The sequence below is a fragment of the Mesorhizobium sp. M0136 genome, assembly GCF_040322515.1.
Lineage (GTDB): Bacteria > Pseudomonadota > Alphaproteobacteria > Rhizobiales > Rhizobiaceae > Mesorhizobium.
Genome location: NZ_JAMYTP010000002.1, coordinates 86,267 through 109,379 on the forward strand (window position 1 = coordinate 86,267; position 23,113 = coordinate 109,379).

Annotated in this window: 23 protein-coding genes; 6 read left to right on the forward strand and 17 right to left on the reverse strand. The window is 62.6% G+C overall.

All coding sequences use genetic code 11. The features are described 5' to 3' along the window. Nucleotides 1–40 precede the first annotated feature (40 nt). Nucleotides 41–616, forward strand: a complete 576-nt coding sequence (locus NKJ35_RS02280; RefSeq protein ID WP_352475354.1) for a TMEM175 family protein — start codon at nt 41–43, stop codon at nt 614–616. Between the two features lie 113 nt (nt 617–729). On the opposite strand, the gene NKJ35_RS02285 is transcribed toward NKJ35_RS02280, so the two are convergent. Further along, a complete protein-coding gene (locus NKJ35_RS02285; protein ID WP_023721174.1) occupies nt 730–1,011 on the reverse strand; it encodes a hypothetical protein in 282 nt (93 codons plus the stop codon). Nucleotides 1,012–1,138: 127 nt separating this feature from the next. Here NKJ35_RS02285 and NKJ35_RS02290 point away from each other — a divergent pair, with 127 nt between their 5' ends. Further along, nucleotides 1,139–2,002 carry an SDR family NAD(P)-dependent oxidoreductase gene (locus tag NKJ35_RS02290; protein WP_352644681.1) on the forward strand — a complete coding sequence of 288 codons (864 nt, stop codon included), beginning with the start codon at nt 1,139–1,141 and terminating at the stop codon, nt 2,000–2,002. A gap of 40 nt (nt 2,003–2,042) precedes the next feature. On the opposite strand, the gene NKJ35_RS02295 is transcribed toward NKJ35_RS02290, so the two are convergent. The 3 genes from NKJ35_RS02295 to NKJ35_RS02305 all read right to left on the reverse strand — a co-directional run bounded on the left by NKJ35_RS02295 (nt 2,043) and on the right by NKJ35_RS02305 (nt 3,789). Continuing rightward, the gene (locus tag NKJ35_RS02295; protein WP_254819100.1) at nt 2,043–2,474 is read right to left on the reverse strand and encodes a low affinity iron permease family protein; all 432 of its coding nucleotides are present in this window, start codon (nt 2,472–2,474) and stop codon (nt 2,043–2,045) included. A gap of 87 nt (nt 2,475–2,561) precedes the next feature. Beyond that, a complete protein-coding gene (locus tag NKJ35_RS02300; RefSeq protein WP_352644683.1) occupies nt 2,562–3,203 on the reverse strand; it encodes a DapH/DapD/GlmU-related protein in 642 nt (213 codons plus the stop codon). A gap of 97 nt (nt 3,204–3,300) precedes the next feature. After that, nucleotides 3,301–3,789, reverse strand: coding sequence for a CreA family protein (locus NKJ35_RS02305; protein ID WP_352644685.1), 489 nt, complete (start codon nt 3,787–3,789; stop codon nt 3,301–3,303). A 204-nt stretch (nt 3,790–3,993) separates the two neighbouring features. Here NKJ35_RS02305 and NKJ35_RS02310 point away from each other — a divergent pair, with 204 nt between their 5' ends. Together NKJ35_RS02310 and NKJ35_RS02315 are read left to right on the forward strand one after the other, a co-directional pair. Then, nucleotides 3,994–4,572: an SCO family protein gene (locus NKJ35_RS02310; protein WP_352644687.1), complete on the forward strand. Its 579-nt coding sequence runs from the start codon at nt 3,994–3,996 to the stop codon at nt 4,570–4,572. An 11-nt stretch (nt 4,573–4,583) separates the two neighbouring features. Beyond that, nucleotides 4,584–5,456, forward strand: a complete 873-nt coding sequence (locus NKJ35_RS02315) for a 50S ribosomal protein L11 methyltransferase (protein WP_352644688.1) — start codon at nt 4,584–4,586, stop codon at nt 5,454–5,456. 39 nt (nt 5,457–5,495) lie between these two features. Here NKJ35_RS02315 and NKJ35_RS02320 read toward each other — a convergent pair whose 3' ends face one another. Next, nucleotides 5,496–5,840 carry a hypothetical protein gene (locus NKJ35_RS02320; RefSeq protein ID WP_352644689.1) on the reverse strand — a complete coding sequence of 115 codons (345 nt, stop codon included), beginning with the start codon at nt 5,838–5,840 and terminating at the stop codon, nt 5,496–5,498. A gap of 36 nt (nt 5,841–5,876) precedes the next feature. Here NKJ35_RS02320 and NKJ35_RS02325 point away from each other — a divergent pair, with 36 nt between their 5' ends. Beyond that, nucleotides 5,877–7,721, forward strand: coding sequence for an aminopeptidase P family protein (locus NKJ35_RS02325; protein ID WP_352644691.1), 1,845 nt, complete (start codon nt 5,877–5,879; stop codon nt 7,719–7,721). On the opposite strand, the gene NKJ35_RS02330 is transcribed toward NKJ35_RS02325, so the two are convergent. From NKJ35_RS02330 to NKJ35_RS02340, 3 genes are all read right to left on the reverse strand, one after another. Beyond that, nucleotides 7,711–8,601 (reverse strand): LysR family transcriptional regulator, encoded by an 891-nt coding sequence (locus NKJ35_RS02330; protein ID WP_352644693.1) that lies wholly within the window; start codon nt 8,599–8,601, stop codon nt 7,711–7,713. The genes NKJ35_RS02325 and NKJ35_RS02330 overlap by 11 nt on opposite strands. 316 nt (nt 8,602–8,917) lie before the next feature. Then, nucleotides 8,918–9,214, reverse strand: coding sequence for an AzlD family protein (locus NKJ35_RS02335; RefSeq protein WP_254818975.1), 297 nt, complete (start codon nt 9,212–9,214; stop codon nt 8,918–8,920). Beyond that, nucleotides 9,211–9,939 (reverse strand): AzlC family ABC transporter permease, encoded by a 729-nt coding sequence (locus NKJ35_RS02340; protein ID WP_352644695.1) that lies wholly within the window; start codon nt 9,937–9,939, stop codon nt 9,211–9,213. Before NKJ35_RS02340 ends, NKJ35_RS02335 begins: the two co-directional genes overlap by 4 nt. A 234-nt stretch (nt 9,940–10,173) precedes the next feature. Between NKJ35_RS02340 and NKJ35_RS02345 the strand changes: the two genes are divergently transcribed. Continuing rightward, on the forward strand, nt 10,174–10,971 hold the full coding sequence (locus NKJ35_RS02345) for a class I SAM-dependent methyltransferase (RefSeq protein WP_352644697.1): 798 nt from the start codon (nt 10,174–10,176) through the stop codon (nt 10,969–10,971). A 16-nt stretch (nt 10,972–10,987) separates the two neighbouring features. Here the strand turns inward: NKJ35_RS02345 and NKJ35_RS02350 are convergent, their stop codons facing one another. From NKJ35_RS02350 to NKJ35_RS02390, 9 genes are all read right to left on the reverse strand, one after another. Beyond that, nucleotides 10,988–11,680 carry a DUF2461 domain-containing protein gene (locus NKJ35_RS02350; RefSeq protein WP_352644699.1) on the reverse strand — a complete coding sequence of 231 codons (693 nt, stop codon included), beginning with the start codon at nt 11,678–11,680 and terminating at the stop codon, nt 10,988–10,990. After that, the gene (gene ligA, locus NKJ35_RS02355; RefSeq protein ID WP_352644701.1) at nt 11,680–13,887 is read right to left on the reverse strand and encodes an NAD-dependent DNA ligase LigA; all 2,208 of its coding nucleotides are present in this window, start codon (nt 13,885–13,887) and stop codon (nt 11,680–11,682) included. The genes NKJ35_RS02350 and ligA overlap by 1 nt, the downstream gene beginning before the upstream one ends. Before the next feature lie 255 nt (nt 13,888–14,142). Then, on the reverse strand, nt 14,143–15,816 hold the full coding sequence (gene recN / locus NKJ35_RS02360; protein ID WP_352644703.1) for a DNA repair protein RecN: 1,674 nt from the start codon (nt 15,814–15,816) through the stop codon (nt 14,143–14,145). Nucleotides 15,817–15,829: 13 nt separating this feature from the next. After that, the gene (locus tag NKJ35_RS02365; protein ID WP_254818981.1) at nt 15,830–16,699 is read right to left on the reverse strand and encodes an outer membrane protein assembly factor BamD; all 870 of its coding nucleotides are present in this window, start codon (nt 16,697–16,699) and stop codon (nt 15,830–15,832) included. A 204-nt stretch (nt 16,700–16,903) separates the two neighbouring features. Next, nucleotides 16,904–17,851 (reverse strand): UDP-3-O-acyl-N-acetylglucosamine deacetylase, encoded by a 948-nt coding sequence (gene lpxC, locus NKJ35_RS02370; RefSeq protein ID WP_352644706.1) that lies wholly within the window; start codon nt 17,849–17,851, stop codon nt 16,904–16,906. Nucleotides 17,852–18,130: 279 nt separating this feature from the next. After that, nucleotides 18,131–19,801: a cell division protein FtsZ gene (ftsZ, locus tag NKJ35_RS02375; protein ID WP_352644708.1), complete on the reverse strand. Its 1,671-nt coding sequence runs from the start codon at nt 19,799–19,801 to the stop codon at nt 18,131–18,133. Nucleotides 19,802–19,868: 67 nt separating this feature from the next. Next, nucleotides 19,869–21,176 (reverse strand): cell division protein FtsA, encoded by a 1,308-nt coding sequence (ftsA, locus tag NKJ35_RS02380; RefSeq protein ID WP_254818984.1) that lies wholly within the window; start codon nt 21,174–21,176, stop codon nt 19,869–19,871. After that, nucleotides 21,173–22,114 (reverse strand): cell division protein FtsQ/DivIB, encoded by a 942-nt coding sequence (locus tag NKJ35_RS02385; protein ID WP_352644710.1) that lies wholly within the window; start codon nt 22,112–22,114, stop codon nt 21,173–21,175. The genes ftsA and NKJ35_RS02385 overlap by 4 nt, the downstream gene beginning before the upstream one ends. Next, nucleotides 22,102–23,028 (reverse strand): D-alanine--D-alanine ligase, encoded by a 927-nt coding sequence (locus NKJ35_RS02390; RefSeq protein WP_352475369.1) that lies wholly within the window; start codon nt 23,026–23,028, stop codon nt 22,102–22,104. The genes NKJ35_RS02385 and NKJ35_RS02390 overlap by 13 nt, the downstream gene beginning before the upstream one ends. Nucleotides 23,029–23,113: the final 85 nt, after the last annotated feature.

The window sequence follows — 23,113 nt, forward strand, 5'->3', positions numbered from 1 at the left end:
AGATCCTCTTTTAACTTCAGCGGATTGTCAGGGGAGATTGATGGGCAAGGGACGAGTCGAGGCATTCACCGATGGCGTGGTCGCCATCATCATCACCATCATGGTGCTGGAATTGAAGGTGCCGCATGGCGAGGATTTTTCCGCGCTGGCGCCACTCTGGCCGGTATTCCTCAGCTATGTGCTGTCCTTCATCAATGTCGGCATCTACTGGAACAATTTGCACAACATGTTCCATACCGTGCAGCGGGTCGACGGGCGCGTGCTGTGGGCGAACCTCAACCTGCTGTTCTGGCTATCGCTGATGCCGGCGACGACAGCCTTCATGGGTGAGAACCATTTCGCGCCGGTGCCGGTCGCCGTTTATGGCGTCGACCTGGCGCTCTGCGCCATCGGCTTCAACATCCTCACCATAGCCCTGCATCGGCTGCACGGCAGCGAAACCCTCTTCGCCAGGGCTTTGGGCAATGACCTCAAGGGAAAAATCTCGCTGGCCCTCTATATCGCCGCCGTCGCGCTGACCTTCGTCAATCACTGGATCGGTGTCTCGATCTATGTCCTGGTGGCGATGGTCTGGCTAGTGCCGGACAGGCGCTTCGAGCGGCTAATCGAGAAATAGGCAGACCAAGATCCCGAACCGAAGGACCGCGTCAGCGAAAAGTGGATGCCGGTTTTCGGAAAAGATCATGAGAAGATAGAGCCCATACCGAATTTTATCGAATGGAACAGGCTCTAGCCTCGCATTTCTTTGAGCTTTTCCGCTACCGAAGCGGCAAGGTCGGCGTAGCGCTCCTCCAGCCGCTCGGCCGCTTTGATCACTGAAAAATCATGGCCGAATTTTTCCAGCGCCATGCGCAGCTTTTCGACGAATTCGGCCTGTTTTTCGAGCGCCGAAAACAGCGTTTTCACTTGCGCTTCGCTGATGTCGGGGTTGGCAAGCATTTGCGGCACTTCGCGGCTCATCTGGTCGCCGGTTGCGGTCTGTTCTTTCAGGATCTCGATCCAGTCGGTCAATCGTCAGTCTCCTTTTCGATATCAGCATGCGCAGCGCCCGCCGACGCGGTCAACCCGAAGATGTCGCACCGGCTTGCGCGAGCCTCTTTCCGCGCTAAGTTCGCCGCGGCCAGAACAGGAGAAAATCATGACCACCGACGCCGAGATCCAGACCGCCCTGCCCGCACTTGCCTCCGGTAATGTCGCCGTCATCACCGGCGCGGCCAGCGGCATCGGCCTCGCCGCGGCCAAACGGCTGGCGGCGATGGGCATGAAGATCGTGCTGGCCGATATCGGCGCCGCACGCCTCGATGAGGCCCGACATGCCGTCGCTACCTTCGCCGGCGAGAGCGCCGTGCTTGCCGTCGCCACTGACGTCTCGAAAGCCGACGACCTCGAACGGCTGGCCCAAAGGACATTCGACACCTTCGGCGACGTCTCGCTTCTGATGAACAATGCCGGCGTCGGCAACAACCCCGGGAAGCCGTGGGAGAACCGTGACGCCTGGAAGCGACTGCTGGACATCAATTTCTGGGGTGTCGTCCATGGCGTCGAGGCCTTCGCGCCGCGCATGCTGGCGGCGGGAAAGCCCGGCCTGATCGTCAACACCGGCTCCAAGCAAGGCATTACCACGCCGCCAGGCAACCTCGCCTACAACGTCTCCAAGGCTGGCGTGAAGACCTATACCGAGGGCCTTGCACACGCGCTGCGCAATGAGCCCGGCGCAAACGTCGCGGCGCATCTGCTCATTCCGGGGTTCACTTTTACCGGCCTGACCGAAGGCGCCACCGAAAAGCCGGCCGGCGCCTGGACCGGCGAGCAGGTCATCGACTTCATGCTGGCCTCGCTGCTGCGTGGCGATTTCTACATCCTGTGTCCCGATAACGAGGCGACCCGGTCCATGGACGAAAAACGCATGGCCTGGGCGATTAGCGACATCATCGAGAACCGCCCTGCCCTGTCGCGCTGGCACCCGGACTACAAGGAAGCCTTTTCGGCATTCATGGAATGATCCCGCGACCGCCGCGCAGGAACCCCGACAACAAGCTCGCTCACGCCGCCGCGTGCTTCTTCGCGTTGCGCTTTTTAGCCACCGCCTTGGCTGCGGCCATGTCGGCGATCTGTTCGTCGTGCCGCTTCGCCGCGCGTTCACATTTGGCGCGGATTTCTTCGAGCTCGGATTCGGTCAGGTGCTCGATGCCGATAAAGGTATTCTTGGCTTTGCTGACGCGGATCAGCTCGTCAAGCTTGGCCTGGATCGCCGCGCTGTCGCGGTTCTGGGTGTTCTGGATGAGAAACACCATCAGGAAGGTGACGATCGTGGTGCCGGTATTGATGACGAGTTGCCAGGTATCGGAAAAGCCGAAGACCGGACCGCTTACCGCCCAGACCACAATGATCAGGAAACAGACGGCAAACGTCGGCGGCAGACCGGCAAGATGGGCGATATAGTTGGCGATCCTGGTGAACAGCTTTTCGATCATGACAGGGAGAAACAATCGGCAACTGCTTCGAGTTCCCTGCGAGGAGGAATTCACGGTCAAACCGTGCACACGCCGCGCTCGCAACGATCAGGTAGCGTCGTTTTCCCAGCGGTCGAGGAAAGCCTCGATGGGCAAGGCCTGCATGTCGGGGACTGCCCTGGCCAGTTTCTCGACCGGCCAGTCCCACCAGGCAAGACGTTCGATCCGGGCCGCAGTTCCCGCGCTGAAGCGCTGCCGCAATGGCCTGGCCGGAACGCCGGCGACAATTGCATAGGCCGGCACGTCTCGCGTCACTACCGCGTTGGCACCGACGATCGCGCCGTTGCCGATCACTATGCCAGGCATGATCACGGCGCCATGGCCAATCCAGACATCATGGCCGATGCTGACGGGTCTCGCCCGCCGCCGGTCGCGGAATGCCTGATCGACACCCAGCCAGCGGAAGTACTCGTTGGGCCGATAGCTGATTTTGTGCTGCGTCAGCCGCTCGACCGGATGCTCCAGCGCATTGATGCGGCTGTTGGCGGCAATCGAGCAGAATTTGCCGATCGTCGTATAGATCGCCTCGGCATGCCGCTCGAAGTAGGAAAAATCGCCGACCATGACTTCACGTAAGATGACGCGCTCGCCGATCGCCGCATAGCGTCCAAGCTTGCACGCCTTCAGCTCCGCCGTCGGATGGATGCGCGGCTCGGGATCTTTCAGGACAAGGTGTTCGGGACGGTCCATGCGGGGCGCTTTACGCCCGCGCGCATAGTCTCGCAAGCCGAGTGCAGCGCCGCGCATCCGTTTGGACGCGCCAAGGACCCTGGAGCACCTTTAGTCTCTATTTCGGCTTGCCGCTGGTCCACACCACATTCTGGCCGTAGAGCGGCACGGTGGTGACCGACATTTTTGCCGAGCCATCCTGCACCTGGCGCGAATGCGCGAGGTAGATCAGCGTCTCGTTGGCCTTGTCGTAGATGCGGTTCACCACCTGCTTTTTCCAGATCAGGCTGATGCCTTGCTTGAACACCTCCTCGCCGGCCTCGCTCATGTCGATGTCCCCAATGGTGATCGGCCCGGTCTGGCGGCAGGAGATCGAGGAATCGGACGGGTCCTCGAACCAGTTGCCTTTCTGCAGGCGGTCGATCATGCCACGGTCGAAATAGGAGACGTGGCAGGTTACTCCCTCGACCTTCGGATCCTTGATCGCCTCGACGATGATGTCGTTGCCGAGCCAATCGACGCCGACCTTGCCGACTTCCTCGGCGGCGGCGGCGCCAGCGCCAATGACAAGGCATGCGGCCAACGCGCCGCCAATCAGTTTTCGCAAAGAGGCCTCCTGCGGTTCGAATTTTGCCGACCTCAGGTGGGACGAACGGCCGCGCTTTGCAAGCAGATCGCCCCCCACAGCATTGCCGGTTGCGGCAACGCGACATCTTTGCGTCGGCGCGACCGAACCGCTAAGAGTGTTCGCCAAGCCAGGGCTTCATGGCGCCAATCCGGCGCCCGATGGAAATGACGACGGACTTCACTGATGATGCGTTCAATTCTGGTCGGTATTCTCGTCCTGATGGCCGCTGGCATCGGCTGGCTAACGTTCGACTGGTACCGCGGACATTATGGCGGCGAGCCGTTCGGCGCGCCGTTCACGCTGGTCGACCAGAAGGGCGCACCGGTCACCGAAGCCGCCTTTCGTGGCCACCCCAGTGTCGTCTTTTTTGGCTTCACGCATTGCCCGGAAGTCTGCCCGACCACGCTTTTCGAGTTGGCCGGCTGGCTGAAGACGATGGGCGACGACGGCAAGAACCTGCATGCCTATTTCATTACGGTCGACCCGGAGCGCGATACGCCCGAAATCATGAACACGTATGTCAGCAATTTCTCCGATCGCATCCTCGGCATCACCGGCGATCCCGATAAGGTCCACGCCATGGCCAAGTCCTTCGGCATCTACTGGAAGAAAGTCGACACGAACGACGGCGACTACACGATGGACCACACCGCTTCGGTGCTGCTGCTCAACGGCAAGGGCGATTTCGCCGGCACCATTGCCTATGGCGAAAGCCCGGACGCCGCCATCGCCAAGCTCAAGCGGCTGGCGGCGGAAGGTTGACGTATCCGGGAATGACGCAGACGCGTTTGTATTTCACCGCGGGCAAGATCGAGGCTGATCGCATCTTCGCGGCGCTCGGTGCGGCGTTCGACGATGAGGGCCTGCCGGTTGCGGTGCTCGAGGTCGACGAGGACCGCGATATCCACGAAGTATCGCTCTATGCCGACGACGACGTCGATGCGGTCGAGGCGCGGCTTAGGGACATCCTGGCCGGACTGTCGCTGTCGAAATCGATAGAGCGAGAAGCGCTGCCCGACATCGACTGGGTGGCGCGCTCGCTGGAGGGATTGAAGCCGGTACGGGCCGGGCGCTTCTTCGTCCATGGCGCGCATGACCGCAGGAAGCGCCACAGCGGCGAACTCGCCATCGAGATCGAGGCCGGCCTTGCCTTCGGCACCGGCCATCACGGCACCACCGCCGGCTGCCTCGAAATGCTGGAGCAGGTCATACAGCGCGAGCATCCGCGCAACGCGCTCGACCTTGGCACTGGCAGCGCGGTGCTCGCCATCGCGGTGGCCAAGCTCGCGCATGTTCCGGTGCTGGCAACGGACATCGACCCGGTCGCCGTCAAGGTGGCCGCTGCCAATGCGCGGCTGAACCACGTCAAGGGGCTCATTGAAACGGCAGCGGCGCCCGGTTTTCATCATCCGATCTTTGCCGCGCGTGCGCCCTTCGACCTGATCGTCGCCAACATATTGGCGCGGCCGCTGATGCGTCTGGCGCCGCAAATGGCCGGGCATATCGCGCTCGGTGGCTCGATTGTTTTGTCGGGCATCCTCGAGCGCCAGCGCAATGCGGTAATCGCGGCCTATGTCGGCCAGAAATTCCGGCACGTCCGCACCTTGCACCGCGAGGGCTGGGTGACGATTCACCTCAAGCGCTGAGGCACGACGCTTTCAACGCAAGCCGGAATCCGCTCGGACCTAGCGCGAGTTCGCCGCTTTCTTCAGCTGTTCGCGATCGTAGCCGTGAGCTTTCAGCGTTTCGTCATCAAAGCCAAGCAGAACGCCGCTCACATACCGGCTCGCTTCGCGCTGGCGAGCTTCGATCAGCGCGTTCACAGCGTTTCTGAAAAATCCGCGTCTGGCTGAAATCGTGGACATGTCGGTCTCCTTTGCGGGGCAACAGGGCTTTTCCTCCACGTTAAGAAGGTAAGTTCTGCTGACGCTTTTTGAAATCGCCGATTCTCCATGGCCTCCATGCACAAAAAGACACTGTGGCGACCAGGGATGATCGTTCCGAAAATCGATTCCGATTTTCGAAGTCATGCGCTACGGTCGCGCCAGCATTCGAGGAGAGCCGACATGTTCCAGACCTTCGATTCCGCCGGCGATCCGGCCGTTGGCAAGCCGCGCGTGGCGATGCTGCGCCAATGGTTGGCGGCGAACGGGCTGGATGGCTTCATCGTGCCCCGCGCCGACGAGCACCAGGGCGAATATGTCGCCGACCGCTCGGCACGGCTGAAATGGCTGACCGGTTTCAGCGGCTCGGCCGGTGTCGCCATTGTGCTTGCCGAGCGCGCCGTCATGTTTGTCGACGGGCGCTACACGCTGCAGGTACGCCAAGAGGTCGATCTCGACATCTTTTCGATCGAGAGCCTTGTCGACAACCCGCCGGCCAACTGGATCAAGGACAATCTCGGCAAGGGCGTGCGATTGGGCTTCGATCCGTGGCTGCATACGATCAGCGACGTCAAGGCGCTGAAAGCCTCGGCCGAGAAATCCGGCGCGACACTGGTGCCGCTCGAAGAGAATCCGATCGACGCGATCTGGCAGGACCAGCCCGGGCCGCCACTGGCGCCGGTCGAGATCCACCCGATCGGCTTTGCCGGCGAACTGGCTAAGGACAAGCTGGTGCGGCTGGCAGCGGCCGTCGAGAAGGACGGCGCCACCCATGCCGTGCTGACCGACCCCTCCTCCATTGCCTGGGCGTTCGACATCCGTGGCGGTGACGTACCGCACACACCGCTGGCGCTCGGCTTTGCCGTGCTGGCCGCCGACGGCTCGCATCTGCTTTTCATGGACCAGCGCAAGTTTTCGCGCACCGTTGCGGCCTACCTGACGCAGCTCGCCGAATTGCACGAACCAGGTGAATTCGGATCGGCAATCGTCACCCGGGCCAAGGGCGGCGCAAAAATCGCGCTGGACCCGGTTCTCGCGGCGGACAAGCTCAGAATGCTGGTCGAGGATAATGGCGGCACCGTCATTGCCACGGCCGATCCGGCCCGCATTCCACGCGCAACAAAGAACAAAGCTGAGATCGCCGGCGCCCGCGCCGCACATCGCCGCGACGGCGCCGCGGTCGCCAAGCTGCTGTGCTGGCTTGACCGCCAGAAGCCCGGCACGCTCGACGAAATCGCCGTCGTCACCAGGCTTGAGGAGACGCGCCGTCAGACCGGCGAAGAAACGCAGATGCCGCTGCGCGACGTATCGTTCGACACCATCTCCGGCGCCGGCCCTAACGGCGCCATCATGCACTACCGCGTCTCCCGCGCCACCAATCGCAAGCTGGGGGATGGCGAGCTGTTCCTGCTCGATTCCGGCGGGCAGTACCAGGACGGCACCACCGACATCACCCGTACCGTGCCGATCGGCGCGCCGACCGAAGAGATGCGCGAACGCTTCACGCTGGTGCTGAAAGGCATGATCGGCATCTCCATGCTGCGCTTTCCCCAGGGCACGCGCGGCTCCGAAATCGATGCGGTGGCGCGCCTGGCGCTATGGAGACACGGCTGCGATTTCGCCCATGGCACCGGGCACGGTGTCGGGTCCTATCTTGCCGTGCATGAGGGCCCGCAACGTATCGCCAAGACCGGCACCGAAAAGCTGCTGGCCGGCATGATCCTCTCCAACGAGCCCGGCTATTACAAGGAAGGTTCCTACGGCATCCGCATCGAGAACTTGATTCTGGTGACACCGGCCGAGGCAATCGAGGGCGGCGACATCGCCATGCACGGCTTCGAGACACTGACGCTGGCGCCGATCGACAAGCGGCTGGTCCGATCGGACCTTTTAACCCGCGACGAGTTGCATTGGCTCGACGAATACCATGCGCGCGTACTGGCCGAGATTGGACCGATGCTCGACGGCGAAACGCTGGCCTGGCTGGAAAAGGCAACCGCCCCTCTGCCGCACGACTTCAAGCAATAGTCGCGGCCGCAACGCCAAGTGACAGACTTTGCTCCGCAAGCAGTCCCTGCAAAGCCGTGACGTTGGGAGAACCGGCTCCCTTGCGCCAAAACAACACCGTGACGGCGTTGTCTTCGTCAGCGGGCAGTTCGTGCAGCTTTAGCCAGCGGCTCTCTGGGAAACCCGAAAGCACACTTTTCGGCATCAGCGCTATGCCCATGCCAGCCACCACGCAACCAAGGATGGCATGGTATGAACCAAGCTCGATGGTTTTCTCGGCCATGAACCCTCTTCGCGCATACCATTGTTCCAGCCGCCGGCGGTGCGGGCAGCCGTGCTCGAAGGCTATCATGGTTTTGGGCATGTCCTGGCGGTCGTCGATCGAAACGCGCGATGCCGCCGAGACAATGACCAGCTGCTCGTGAAATGCGGGCAGCTTTTCGAACGGAGCGTCGGCGATCGGCTCGGCGGCGAACGCTGCATCGAGGTCGCCGGCAAGCATGGCGGTCGCGAGAACCTGCGGATTGCCGGTGCGCAACTGGATTTCCACGTCGGGATGACGTGCGTGATATTCGGCGAGCAGACTTGGAAGCCGTGCCGCGGCGGTGCTCTCCATGGCACCTAGGCGAAGCGTGCCGCGCGGGCGTGGATCGAGCATCGCCGTTCGCGCCTCCTCTGCAAGCGCCAGCAACCGATCCGCATACCCGACCAATTTGTGACCGGCGGGCGAGACGTGCAGGCGCTTGCCCTCCCGGATAAACAGCTGCACGCCGAGATCCTCTTCGAGCTGCCGGATGCGTGTGGTCACGTTCGACTGCACGCGAAACAGTTTTTCCGCCGCCCTGGTGATTCCGCCCTCGCGCACCACCGTGCGGAAGATGCGCAGATCGGCCAAGTCCATACATCTCTCCTGGAGAACATAACGATCTTAATTATTCATTTTAGCTGATTATGCCTTTCCCGTAAATCGCCGGTGTAGCTGCCGATGAACACGGCAAACCTGGGGAGATGGAAATGTCGCGTGAGCCCTTCGGCATCCAGCCGACCGATCTAAGCGCATTGACGCCGAAGCAGCGCGAAGCGCTCTATAGCGACGCCGTGCGTCGCGCCCACCAGGAGAGATCGGAGGCGATCCGGCTGAGCCTGTCGCGGGTCAGCGCGGCAATAGTCGCTGCGGTAAAGCGCATGTGTGCTCTCGCCGGCAAGGCAAAAGTCGATCAGCCGACGACCTGCCGCGCGAGGATCAACACGGCAGCACCCGCCAGGAACATCGCCATAAGGCCGCCGCGCAGCGAGACCAGGCCGGCGACGACCAAGGCCCCCCATTCCGCCGGTCCGGCGCTCAGCGCTGCCGGCGCCACAAGCGTGGTCAGCACCGCCGCCGGCACGGCGTTCAGCCCGGCCTCAACACGCGGATGGATATGGTCGAAGCGTGAGATCACCAGATGACCGCCAATGCGTGTCAAATAGGTCGCGATCGAAGCGGCGACGATGATCCACAAGGTCGTGCTCATGGCCGTGCCTCCACGCCGCTGTGGCGGGGCGGCAGGATGACGGCGAGTAGCACGCCGGCCAGCGCGCCGATGGAGACATGCCAGGGGGAGCCGACCGTCTTGTGGGCAATGATGGAGGCGGCAGCGCTTGCGACGACCACCGGCAGCCACAGCGGCCGCTTGCGGAAGCTCATGACCAGGCCGAGAAAATAGATCGGCAGCAGGAAGTCGATGCCCAGCGCGTGGGTGTCGGGAATAAGTTTGCCGAACAACGCCCCGAGCGCGCTTTCGATGACCCAGAACACGTAGACCGGCAGCCCGAGCCCCATATACCAGGCAAAGCCGACGGTCTCGCCGGCCTCCGCCTTGCGCTCGGCCACCGCGAACTGCGGATCGGTCAGCACGAAGTAGCCTATCGCCTGCTGCACCAGCGGCCAATGCGCGATTCGCCGGCCGATACCGGCCGAATAGAGCACATGGCGAAAATTCACGGCGAAGATCGACAGCACGATCAGCCACGGCGCGACATGCTGGCCGAACAGCTCGATGCCGACCATCTGGCTGGCGCCGCCGAACACCGTTGCGCTCATCAAGAACGCCTCGAGCACGGAGAACCCGTTGTCGACGGCGAGCGCCCCGAACAGCAACGCAAACGGCGCCGACGCCACCACGACGGGCATGCTGAGCCGCACGCCGTCCCAGAAATCGCTTTTCGCACCGTTTTCGGAGATTGCTTCCGCCGACATCGACCGCTCCTTAGGAAGGGCCGTATGTAGAGAGGGCGGTCCGGCTTGTCACACCAATTCGCTTGAGGCAAACGATCAGCGGAAATTGATGGCTGAAGCGTCGCGGCAAGCTCGCCTCCAGACTTGTGGACAAAATCAGAGGCTTGGTACCTGAGCGCATATTCGTTGGCGACGACCGGTCCTTGCCGAAGCGACGGCCATAGACCAACCTGCTGGGCCGGACAGGTGGTTCCAATGAGCGAATTTTTCATCGATCCAAAATTCGGCCGCCTGGCCTTCGGCGCCGATCCCGGCAGCTATCACGCGACGCGACCTGGGTATCCTGATTGGATATTCGAAATTCTATGTGAGCGGTGCCGTCTCGCGCATGGCACGGCGACGTTCGAGATTGGCGCAGGTACAGGAACTGCAACGCGCCGCTTACTCGAACTGGGCGCGAGCCCGTTGCTCGCCATTGAGCCGGATTCCCGCCTCGCGTCTTTCCTTTGCGAGACTATTCAGGACAAGGCGCTCTCGGTGAGCGTCTCTGCGTTTGAGGATGCCGTCCTTGAGAAGGCCGGTTTTGATCTCGGTGTCAGCGCCACTGCCTTTCATTGGCTGGATGAGGACACGGCGCTGATCAAGGTCGCAGAGCTGCTTCGGCCGGGCGGCTGGTGGGCAATGGTCTGGAATGTATTCGGCGACGACAGTCGCCCCGATCCCTTTCATGATGCGACCAAGGCGCTGCTTGACGGGCCTTCGAGCCCGTCGGCGGGCTCAAATGGTATTCCGTTCGCCCTTGATGCCGAGGCCCGCGTGGCGGCACTGGAGCGAACCGGCGCGTTCGATGCCATCGAACATCGGACAAGTGTCTGGTCGCTCGTCCTCGATCCTGACCAGACGGTCGCCCTCTATGCCACTTTTTCCAATATCAACATCCGCAGTGACCGCGAAGCAATCCTGGCGGAGCTGGGTCGCATCGTCCGCGACGAGTTCCAAGGCTCCATAACCCGCAACATGACCACCAGCCTCTACACTGCGCGGCGCAGCTGACCGTCTGACTTTTCCGCTAGCGCTGCGAAGCCTTGCCTTCGATCGCCCTGCCCCAGTCGAGCAGCGGTTTTGCCCGCATGACGAAGTCGACGAGTTCGTCGACCAATCCAGCTCCGTAGATATCCGCCGGCTCGATTGCGTGCCGGACGGCGAAATGACGGTTGCGGATGGCGGCCACGAGATCGGGCTCGATAACGTGCTCGAAGCCGCGCGGCGTGCGCTTCATACAGCCGTCCGGGTCGAGCTCGAGACCATTCTTCTTCAGCGCCGCGACGAGCGTGCGGAACTCAGCGGGCCGCTTTGCGATGGCGTTGCGCAGCGCCAGCAATAGCTCCGGTCCGGGCTGCCACCAGGCAACAGCGGCAAAGCAGCGCTCTAGCCCGACGTGAATGTAAAACACGCCCTGTTCCATCTTGGTGCCGTCGGGCGAAAGGATCGCCGACAGATGCCGGTTGTAAGGCCGTTTGTCCTTGGCGAAACGCACGTCGCGATTAATCCGGAACAGCGACTTCTTGCGGTCGCCGCGCAGGCCGAGCCCCAATGCCGTGAAGCGCTCGGAGAGCGCCTCGACCAGATCGCCGAAGGGATCGCGCAGGTCCCGCTCGAAAAGGTCGCGGTTTTCCAAAAACCACTCCCGGCTCTGATGAAAATCCAGTGCCTTGAAGAAGGGAATAGCCTTTTGCCCAAAACCGTTGAACGCAGCCGCCATCACCCGCCCTTGCCGATCCGCTGCAACCAGGTGTCCTCGTCGATCACCTCGATGCCGAATTTGGTCGCGTCCTTCAGCTTGGAACCGGCGCCTGGGCCTGCCACCAGGAGATCGGTCTTCGCAGAGACCGAGCCGGCGACCTTCGCGCCGAGACGTTCAGCCATCGCCTTGGCCTCGGGGCGCGTCATCTTTTCCAGCGTGCCTGTAAACACGATCGTCTTGCCGGCCACCGCACTATCGGCTGAGACGTTCACGATGTACGGCTTCGGGTGGACCTGCGTGAGCAGCGCTTCAAGCACGGCGTCGTTGCGTTCATTGCCGAAGAAATCGCGAAGAGCGCCTATCACCGTATCGCCGATGCCGTTGATCGAAGGAAAAACGCTGTGTGGATCGGCTGCCGCTGCTGTCTCCTTGCCAATGCGGATCAACTCCTCGATCGTCGAGAAGGTTCGGGCGAGCACGGCGGCCGTCGTTTCGCCGATATGGCGGATGCCCAGCGCAAAGATGAAGCGATCGAGTTCCGGTTCGCGGCGAGCGTCGATGGCAGCGAAGAGCTTGTCAAGGCCCTCGTAGTTGCGTTCCTCGACACTTCGCACGTTCTTGCGCGTCTTGCCTGAAGCAGCCTCACGCTGCCTGGCCTGCTCCTCCCGCCGCTCCGCCAATACCTTGATGACGGCGGGTCGGCGGTCCCTGAGAGTGAAGATATCGGCTGCTGTCTTGACCAACCCGGCATTGAAGAACAGGTCAATGTTTTCAGCGCCCAGGCCTTCGATATCCATGGCGCCGCGTGACACGAAGTGACGCAATCCTTCCACGGCCTGGGCGGGGCAGATCAGCTCGCCGGTGCAACGTCGGCGGGAATCTTCCTTGCCGGTCTTCTCGTTGATCTCGCGCGTTGCCGGCGAGCCGCAGATCGGACATTTGTGCGGGAATTCGTAGGGCACGGCATCTGGCGGACGCTTGTCGACCACAACGCTGACGATCTGCGGAATGACGTCCCCCGCCCGCTGGATGACCACCGTGTCGCCGATACGTATGTCGTTGCCGTCGCGGATCGGCTGGCCGTTGCTGTCCAGACCCTTGATGTAGTCTTCGTTGTGAAGCGTGACATTTTCGACCACGACGCCGCCGACCGTGACGGGCGCAAGCCGGGCAACGGGCGCCAGCGTACCGGTACGGCCGACCTGAATGTCGATCCTGCGCACGATCGTCATCGCCTGTTCGGCCGGAAATTTGTGAGCGATGGCCCAGCGTGGTTCGCCGGTGACGAAGCCCCATCTGCGCTGCAGCTCCAATTGATCGACCTTGTAGACCACGCCGTCGATGTCGTAGCCAAGCGATGAGCGCTGGGCCTCGATGAGGTGATAATGCGCGATCAGTTCGTCGACCGACTTTGCCCGGACCATCAGCGGACTGACCTTGAATCCCCACTCCGCGAATTTTTGCACGGAATCGTATTGGGTCGGAGCTGGATCCTTCGAAGTATAGCCCCAGGCGTAGGCAAAGAATTTGAGGTTGCGGCTGGCGGTAACGGACGGGTCCTTCTGACGGAGCGACCCGGCCGCCGTATTTCGCGGATTGACGTAATCCTGGCCGCCGATCGCCGCCGAGCGTTGCTTCAGCGCCTCGAATTCCGCGTAGGTCATATAGACCTCACCGCGTATTTCGATGACCTCGGGCCAGCCCGATCCCTTCAAGGCCTTGGGAATGTCGGCGATGGTCTTGAGATTGGCTGTGATGTCCTCGCCGACGACGCCGTCGCCGCGCGTTGCCCCCTGCACGAACACACCGCCTTCATACCGCAGGGAAGCCGATAGCCCGTCGATCTTCGGCTCAGCCGTGAAGGCGATGTTCAGATCCTTGTCGCGATCAAAGAATCGCCGGCCCCGTTCTATGAAGTCCGCGACGTCCTGGTCGCTATAAGCCTTGGCCAGGCTGAGCATCGGCACCGCGTGCCGCACCTTGGCAAAACCTTCCGCCGGCGGCGCGCCGACCCTGCGCGAGGGCGAATCCTCGCGCACAAGATGCGGGAACCGCTGTTCGATGGCGAGGTTGCGCCGGGTCAGCGCGTCATATTCCGCATCCGTGATTATCGGCGCGTCCTCGCCATGGTAGCGCCGGTCGTGCTCGGCGATCTCCTGCGCCAACCGCTTTAACTCGCTTGCCGCCTCGCTTTCGCTGAGCGAATCGACTGGTTCTTCGTCCATGCACTGCTCCCTCCACGGTGGCGCGACACAATAGAACAGGATTTTCTCATGAGGGAGAGACCAGACACCGAAAATCATTCCTGAACAGCAGGATGGCGCCATACCCTGACTCAGGTCGCGAGCGCCGGAAACGAACTCGTCTGGAGCAATTCCAGGAAAACTGTGAAACGGTTTTCCGTCCGGAATTGCGCAAAACAAAGAGGTAGAGCGATTCGGCGTTTCCGTGAAACGATGAACCGCTCTAGGTGTTTGATCCTAGGCTGCCGCGGTATTCTCCCGCAGCAGCCGCTCGGCCGCCGCGCGCGCCTCGTCTGTAATGGTGGCGCCGGCGAGCATGCGTGCGATCTCTTCCTGCCGTGCCGCCCGGTCCATCTCGGCGATGCCGGTCGAGACGCGGTCGGCACCGCCTGATTTGGAGATCAGGAAATGCGTCGCCGCGCGCGCCGCCACTTGCGGTGCATGCGTGACCGAAAGCACCTGCACGCGTTTTGCCAGCCGCGCCAGCCGCTGGCCGATGGCGTCGGCAACCGCGCCGCCGACGCCGGTGTCAATCTCATCAAAGACCAAAGTCGGCGCCGACCCGCGATCGGCCAGCGCGACCTTCAACGCCAGCAGGAAGCGCGAAAGCTCGCCGCCGGAAGCGACCTTCATCATTGGGCCGGGCCTGGTGCCGGGATTGGTGCGCACCCAGAACTCGACCTGGTCGATGCCTTCTTCCATGCGGCTCTCGGCATCGCTTGCGATCTCGACGATGAACTCGGCCCGTTCGAGCTTCAGCGCCGGCAGTTCGGCCATTACCGCCTTGGTCAGCCCGACGGCCGCCGCATGGCGAAGCGACGACAGCTGGGCCGCCGTAATGTCGTAGGCCTGGCGCGCCGCCGCAGCCTGTTTCTCCAGCGCATGCAGGCGCTCCTCGCCGGCGTCGAGATCGGCAAGGTCGGCAGCCATGGTGTCACGCAATTGCGCCAGGTCATCCACGGCGACGCTGTGCTTGCGCGAGGCGGCACGCAGCGAAAACAGCCGCTCCTCAGCCTTCTCCAGCCGCTGCGGATCATATTCGGTCGCGCGAAGTGCTGCTTCGACGCCCGACTGCGCCGCGTCGAGCGACAGCATCGCTTCGTCGAGCGATTTGACGACGTCCTCGAGCAGCCCGGGCGCTTCGGTCGCCTTTCGCTGCAGCCGCCTGAGCAGGCTGGCCAGTTGCGGCAAGGGCGAGGACGGGCCCGAGAGCACATCCTGCGCATCGTGGATTTCCGAGGCGATCTTTTCGGCACGCATCATCGAGGCGCGCAGTTCGGCCAGTTCGGTCTCTTCGCCCGGTTGCGGATCGAGTCTGGTCAATTCGGCGACCGCAGCACGCAGATAATCGGCGTCACGGGCAGCTGCCTCGACTTTGGCCCGGTGCCGTGAAAATTCCTGCTCGCAGGTACGCCAGTGCCGCCACGCCTCGCCGGTTGCCCGGGCAGCGCCGAGATGGCCGCCGAAACTGTCGAGCAACTCGCGATGAGCGCCGGGATCGACCAAAGCGCGCTCGTCATGCTGGCCGTGGATCTCGACCAGCGCACGGCCGATGTCGCGCATCAGCGTCACGCTGGACGGCTGGTCGTTGACGAACACGCGCGTGCGGCCGTCAGCCGTCTGGACGCGGCGCAGGATGATGTCGCCGTCGTCCTCGATGGCATTCTCGGCAAGCAGCATGCGAGCCGCGTGGTTGCGCGGCACGTCGAACACGGCGATGATCTGGCCTTGTGCCGCGCCATGCCGCACCAGTGAAGCGTCGCCGCGGGCGCCAAGCGCCAGCGACAACGCGTCGAGCAGGATAGATTTTCCGGCGCCGGTTTCGCCGGTAAGGACCGAAAGGCCGGACGAGAAGTCGATGTCCAGCTTCTCGATCAGAACGATATCGCGGATCGACAGTCTGGAGAGCATGGTGACGCGCCGCTCAGGCGCCGGTGATCAGCTTCCCGGCCTTGGAGATCCACGATCCGGCATTCTCGCGCGGCTCGAGCCCACCACTCTGCAGGAGCTTGTAGGAGTCCTTGTACCATTGGCTGTCGGGATAGTTGGTGCCGAGCACGGCCGCAGCGGTCTGCGCTTCCGACGTCAGTCCCATCGCATAGTAGCTCTCGGTAAGACGCGCCAGCGCTTCCTCGACATGACGTGTGTTGGAATAGTTCTCCACGACGTTGCGGAACCGTTTGACGGCCGCGATGTATTCGCGGCGCTCGAGATAGTAGCGGCCGATCTGCATCTCCTTGCCGGCGAGCTGATCGTTGGCGAAGCGGATCTTCTCCTTGGCATCGTCGACATATTCGGAAGTCGGCCAGCGCGTCACCAGGTCCTGCATCGTCTGCGCGGTAAGACGCGCTTCCTTCTGGTCCTGGGTGACGTCCTTGATCTGGCGGTAGTAGCTCAGCCCGATAATATATTGGGCATAGGCTGCATCGTCGGTCGACGGGTAGAGGGTCAGGTAGCGCTTGGCCGAACCGATCGCCTCATCGTAATTGCCCTGACGGTAGTCGGCAAAGGCACCCATCACCATCGATTTGCGGGCGAATTCGGAATATGGATGCTGGCGGTCGACGGCATCGAACTTGCGGCTTGCCTCCTGCAGTCGCCCGGCATTCAGATTGGCGAGACCCTGATTGTAGAGCACGTCGGCCGGCTCGGTCTGATCGACATAGGTCGACAGGTCGACGTCCTTCTCAGACGACATGCAGGCCGACAGGAACAGCGATGGAACGACCACCGAAAGCGCCAGGAAAACAGCCCGCCGCAGCGCCTTCGATTGACCAACTCGCTTGAAAAACATGTTTGGATTCCGCCCTTTCGGCGTCATTTCAGTCGACGGCAGCAGCCATAAACCATAATTGCCTTGCCCGGCAACGCTATCCCCGGCCAATCGCACATTTTTGTGGCGGTTTGGCGCCACCTGGAAAGCCGTGTAATTTGGCCGGCCAGTGATGCATCCATGCAACACAGCTTGACCGCAACGTGGGCCGTAAGATCTTAAGAATCAGATCATCCAGGGCGCATAGAGGGGTGCGTTGACGGCGCTCATCTCCGCGGTACGCCCGCGCTCGCGGCGCGTCGTCTCGACGATCTCGAAAGCCGAACGGTCCGACAATAGACGGCGCAGCGCAGCGGCGTTCAGCCTGTGGCCACCACGATAGGAGCGGAAGCAGCCGATGAACCGGGCGCCGGCGAGCGCCAGATCGCCCATCGCATCCATCGTCTTGTGGCGCGCGAACTCGTTGGGATAGCGCAGGCCTCCCATGTTGATCACGCGGTTGTCATCGCCGATCACCAGGGAGTTTTCCAACGAGGAGCCGAGCGCATAGCCGGCCGCCCACAGCCGCTCGACGTCCTTCATGAAACCGAAAGTGCGGGCCCGCGCGACGTCACGCCGGAAAATGTCGGCGTTCATGTCGGATGCAAAAAGCTGGCGCCCGATCGCCGGGCTTTCGAAATCGATCTCGATCTCGAAGCGCGTGCCGTCATAGGGCCGGAACTCCGCCCAGCAGGCGCCGTTCTCGATACGAACCGGCTTGACCACCCTGATGTAGCGACGCTTGACCGGCAGCGTTTCGATGCCTGCCTGGTCAATGGCCTCGACGAACATCACTGCGCTGCCGTCGAGGATAGGCACCTCATGGCCATCGATTTCGATGACGAGATTGTCGATCCCAAGCCCGAAAAGCGTCGCCATCAGATGCTCGACCGTAGCGATGTGCTCGCCTTGCGGATCGCCGAGCATGGTGCAGAGGTCGGTGGCACCGACCTCGGAAACGAGCGCGCGAAATTCGTGGCTTCCGTTTGCATTCGAAAGCTGGAAGACGACACCCGTATCGGCGTCTGCCGGTAGGAAATGGACAGTGACCGGATTGCCACTGTGAACGCCGATGCCGGTCAGCGTCGCACGCGATTTAAGTGTCGTCTGATAGTCGTGCAAAACAATCCCCATAGCCCGTACTGCCTAGGTCCGCTTTATCTGCCCTGAGGGCGCGGCTCTTGATTGATCGGCAGGCAGGGCCACTTCCCCGAGACTCCCAGCAAACCGACTTTCGTCGGTGGCGAAGATAATGGTCCCGCAGGGAGACTCCAAATCACGGTTTCTTACTCGTTGTAACCGCGGCCCAGCGCGGGATTGCCGCATAAGTCGTTGTTTTAACAGTGTTTTTAATATTAACAGGCGAACAGTTTCCTGCTCGCCTGTTAACAACGGTTACGAACCGTTAACAGATCAATTGGCCTGTCGGCGCAGGAAGGCGGGAATCTCCAACTGATCGTCTTCCTGGACAGCCCGGCTCTGCGGCGTCAGGCGGCCCTGCTCATCCAGCTGGCCGCGACGTGGTGCGTAAAGCTGCGGATCCTGGCTGGCTAGGCGGCGCACTTCCGCCGGCGCCTGGCGCAGTTTCGGTTCGCGAGGCTGCGCCGGCTGCAGTCTTGCAGGTTCCTCTTCGCGGCGGGTCAAGCCGTTGGTCAGGCGCTTGAGCAAGCCCATCGGGCCGCTGTTCTCGTGGTCGGCCGGGCGGGCCTTGGCTTCCACTTCGGCCTTCACCTGCGGCGGGAAATCCTCGACCCGCGGCATGCGCTGGGGTGCCGCGGCAACCGGCTGCGGCATTTCACGATGCGGAGCTGGCTGCATCGCTTGCTGAACCGCCGGCTGCATCATCGGCTGCGGCTGAGCGGGAGGCGCCTGGAAGATCTTGCTTTGCGGACGGAAATCTTCCGCATGGGCGACCGGTGCCGGGCGGGCCTGCGCCATCGCTGCCGCATTCGCCTCGGCGAGCTGAATGGCCTCGGCGACCGGATCGGCAGCACGTGGTTCATAGATCGTTTGCTGGACAGGCGCCGGGCGCATTTCCGTGACCTGGGCCGCCGGGCGGCTGACCGGCTTCGGCGTAGCCGCGCGGATGGCGATCGGCGCGGCAGCGATTTCGGCCGCCGATTTGTCGATGCCGGTGGCGACCACCGACACGCGGATAACGCCTTCGAGTTCTTCGTCGAAGGTGGCGCCCAGAATGATATTGGCGTCCTGGTCGACCTCTTCGCGAATGCGGGTTGCGGCCTCATCGACTTCGAACAGGGTCAGGTCGCGGCCGCCGGTGATCGAGATCAGCAGGCCCTTGGCGCCCTTCATCGAGGTCTCGTCGAGCAGCGGGTTGGCGATGGCGGCTTCAGCCGCGGCCATTGCGCGGCCCTCGCCCGAAGCCTCGCCGGTTCCCATCATCGCCTTGCCCATTTCGCGCATGACCGAGCGGACGTCGGCGAAGTCGAGATTGATCAGGCCTTCCTTGACCATCAGGTCGGTAATGCAGGCAACGCCCGAATAGAGCACCTGGTCGGCCATGGCGAAGGCATCGGCGAAGGTGGTCTTATCGTTGGCCAGCCGGAACAGGTTCTGGTTGGGAATGACGATCAGGGTATCGACGCATTTCTGTAGTTCCTCGATACCCATGTCGGCCGTCTTCATTCGGCGCTGGCCTTCGAAGTGGAACGGCTTGGTGACGACGCCGACGGTAAGGATACCCTTTTCGCGGGCAGCGCGGGCAACGACGGGAGCCGCCCCGGTGCCGGTGCCGCCGCCCATGCCGGCAGTGACGAAGCACATATGCGTGTTGGAGAGATGATCGATGATCTCGTCGATGCACTCTTCCGCCGCCGCGCGCCCGACTTCAGGCTGCGATCCGGCGCCGAGACCCTCGGTGACATGCGCGCCGAGCTGGATCAGCCGCTCGGCCTTCGACATCGTCAGTGCCTGTGCGTCGGTGTTGGCCACCACGAATTCGACGCCGCGCAAGCCGGCGGTGATCATGTTGTTGACGGCATTGCCGCCGCCGCCGCCGACACCGAACACGGTGATGCGCGGCTTGAGCTCGGTGATGTCCGGCTTCTGCAGATTGATGGTCATTGTCTTCGTCCTTTGCCTTTCCCGCCGCTTCGCCGCCGCGGCCGCCTATGGGGCTGTCCCCGTCAAATTAAAAACTGTCTCTCAACCACTGACTCATTCGATGCAGTTTTCCACCTGTTCCGGTCATCCGAAGACCGGAAATTCCCTTCGCCGGGCGGCTCTCAAAGCTCGCCATCTGCGGGTAGATCAGAAGCCCGACGGGCGTCGAAAAAGCCGGCCCCTTGGCCGCCTCGGGCAGGCCTGCCACGCCAAGCGGGCGGCCAATGCGCACATTGCGGCCGAGAATGCGGCGTGCTGCTTCGGGCAGGCCGGCAAGCTGGCTGGCGCCGCCGGTCAGCACCACACGCTTGCCGACGGCATTGCCGTAGCCGGACTTGTTCAGCCGGTCGCGCAGCAATTCCAGCGTCTCGTCGATGCGGGCGCGGATGATGCGCGTCATCACCGAGCGCGGGATCTGCAACGGCACCTCGCCGTCCTCGCCGATCGGATGGATGGAAACCAGGTCGCGGTCGTCGGCACTGCCAGGCAGCGCCGAGCCATGCATCACTTTCAGCCTTTCGGCGGCATCGAGCGAGGTCGACAGGCCCTTGGCCATATCTAGCGTGACGTGGTTGCCGCCGATCGCGATGGCGTCGCCGTGGACGAACTTGCCTTCCGAAAATACCGAGATCGTCGTCGTGCCGCCGCCCATGTCGATGCAGGCCGCGCCCATTTCGAGTTCGTCGTCGACCAGCGCGGCAAGCCCGCTGGCATAAGGCGTCGCCACCATGCGCTCGACCGACAGATGCGAGCGGTTGATGCAGAGCTCAAGATTGCGCAAAGGCGCCGCGTCGCCCGTCAGCACGTGCATGTCGACGCCAAGCTGGTCGCCAACCATGCCGCGCGGATCGCGCACACCGCGCTCTGCATCCAGAGAAAAGGCTACGGGAAGCGAATGGATCACCTCGCGCTCGGCCCGCAGCGCCTGCTTGGCGCCGGCGGCAAGCACGCGCTTGATGTCGGCCTCGTCGGCCTCATGGCCGCCGAGATTGATGGTGGCCGAAAAAGCCTCGCTCTTCAACCGGCCGGCAGTCATGTTGACGATCAGCGAATCGACCGTCAGTCCCGCCATGCGTTCGGCGGCGTCGACGGCAAGACGGATGGCGTGCTCGGCGCGGTCGAGATCGATGACGACGCCCGATTTCACGCCTTGCGATTTCTGGTGGCCGATGCCGATCACCTGGACGCGATGCGAGCGTCCGCGCAGCAGCTTGCCATCCTCGCGCGGCTTGAGCTTGGCCACCACGCAGCAGACCTTGCTGGAGCCGACATCCAGCACCGTCAAGATGCCGGACCGGCGCGCCGAAGCATCGCTATTGCCGCCAAGCCAGCTCATATCTTCGTCTCCGGCTTGCGCTTCAGCATCTTGGGCTTTTCGTTGAGCGCGGCCTGGCGCTGTGTCGCCGCCTCCGGCGTCAACTGGACGACCAGACGATCGGAAAGGCGCATGTCGACGGCGGCGATGTCGCGCGTCAAAAGCCCGTTCTCGTGGTCCATCCTGACCAGGTCGGCAATCGCCTGGTCCTCGCCGTCTTCGGGTAGTTTGATCGTGATGCCGTTTTCAAGCTTGAGATCCCAGCGCCGTTCGCCGATGCGGATATAGCCCTTGATCCGCGCGGCAAGCTCCGGATAATTCTTGATCTTCGCTAGGAAATCCGGCGCTTTGGCCGGTGCGCCGGTGCCGATGATCAGCGGCAGCAATATCTGCTTGCCGCCGGAGAACGGCGCAATGACGGCGCCGGATTTCTCGATGACCCAAAGCGCGCTGCCTTGCTGCCACAGCGCGAACGGCTCGCGCTCCTCGACGCGCACTTCCAGCGTATGCGGGTAGACCTTGCGCACTGCCGCGGCTTCGACCCAGGGTAGCGTGGTGATGCGTTCGCGCGCGGTTTCGGCGTCGAAGCCGATCAGCGAGGTCCAGCCGTCGAGTTCCAGCCTGTCGAGAATATCGATCTCGGATGTTTCGCGGTTGCCGACGACCTTGACCTGATCGACGGCAAAGCCGGTTCGGGCGGTGACACTCTGGACGATGGCGTCGGCATGTCCGCCGAGATAGGCGCCATAGGCACTACTCGAAACAAGCAGTGCCGCCGACAGCATGGCAGCGCAATAGGGCGGCGCCTCGAAGTCGCCTTCGCCGAGGCGCGCCAGCACGCGCACCGGCCGGCGGAGCAGGCGTGGCAGCACGAAATGGTCGAACGACAACGGCATGCCGAACAGCGCCGGCCCGGCCGCGCCCTTCCCCCTGCCCTGTCCCCACTTCAACGCAGACACGAAGCGTCCTCCACCATCCAACTCAACAAATCGCCGAACGAGTGTCCCGCTTGCGCGGCGATTTCCGGCACCAAAGACGTCGGCGTCATGCCCGGCTGGGTGTTGACCTCGAGCCAGACAATTTCGCCGTTTTCGGAGTGACGATCGTCATAACGGAAGTCCGATCGGGAAACGCCCCGACAGCCGATAGCTTGATGAGCCTTGAGTGCCAGTGTCTGTATTTTTTGGTAAATATTCGGTGAAAGTTTTGCCGGGCATTCGTGTTTTGATCCTCCCGCGACGTATTTTGAATCATAGTCGTAGAAGGAATGGCCGGTCGGGATGATCTCGCAGACACCGAGCGCCACATCGCCCATCACCGCGCAGGTCAATTCCCGCCCGTGCACATAACGCTCGACCATGACCGTATCGCCGTATCTCCACTCGGACGAGCCGATGATCTGCGGCGGATGCGACTGGCCTTCATGCACGATGACGACACCGAAGCTCGACCCTTCGTTGACCGGCTTGACCACATAGGGCGGCTTCATCGGGTGCTTGTTCTGGATGGCGAAGCGATTGGCCACCTTCGATTCCGCCACCGGAATGCCGGCCGCCTTGGCGACCTTCTTGGCCTGTTCCTTGTTCATCGCGAGCGCCGAGGCAAGCACGCCCGAATGGGTGTACGGAATGGCGAGGTACTCGAGGATGCCCTGGATGGTGCCGTCCTCGCCGAAAGGGCCGTGCAGTGCGTTGAAGACGACGTCAGGCTTGAGCGCGCCGAGCACCGAGCCGATGTCGCGCGAGACGTCGACGCGGGTGACCTGGTAGCCCTCTCCCTCGAGCGCATCGGCGCAGGCTTTGCCCGACGACAAGGACACGGGCCGCTCGGACGAGAATCCTCCCAGAAGGACGGCCACGTGCTTGCTTGTCATTCCCCGTCATTTCCTCTCACAGCAGGCCTGCACTATCGTGCACGACCCGAAAAGCATCGCGCACACTCACACGCGCCGAGCAACT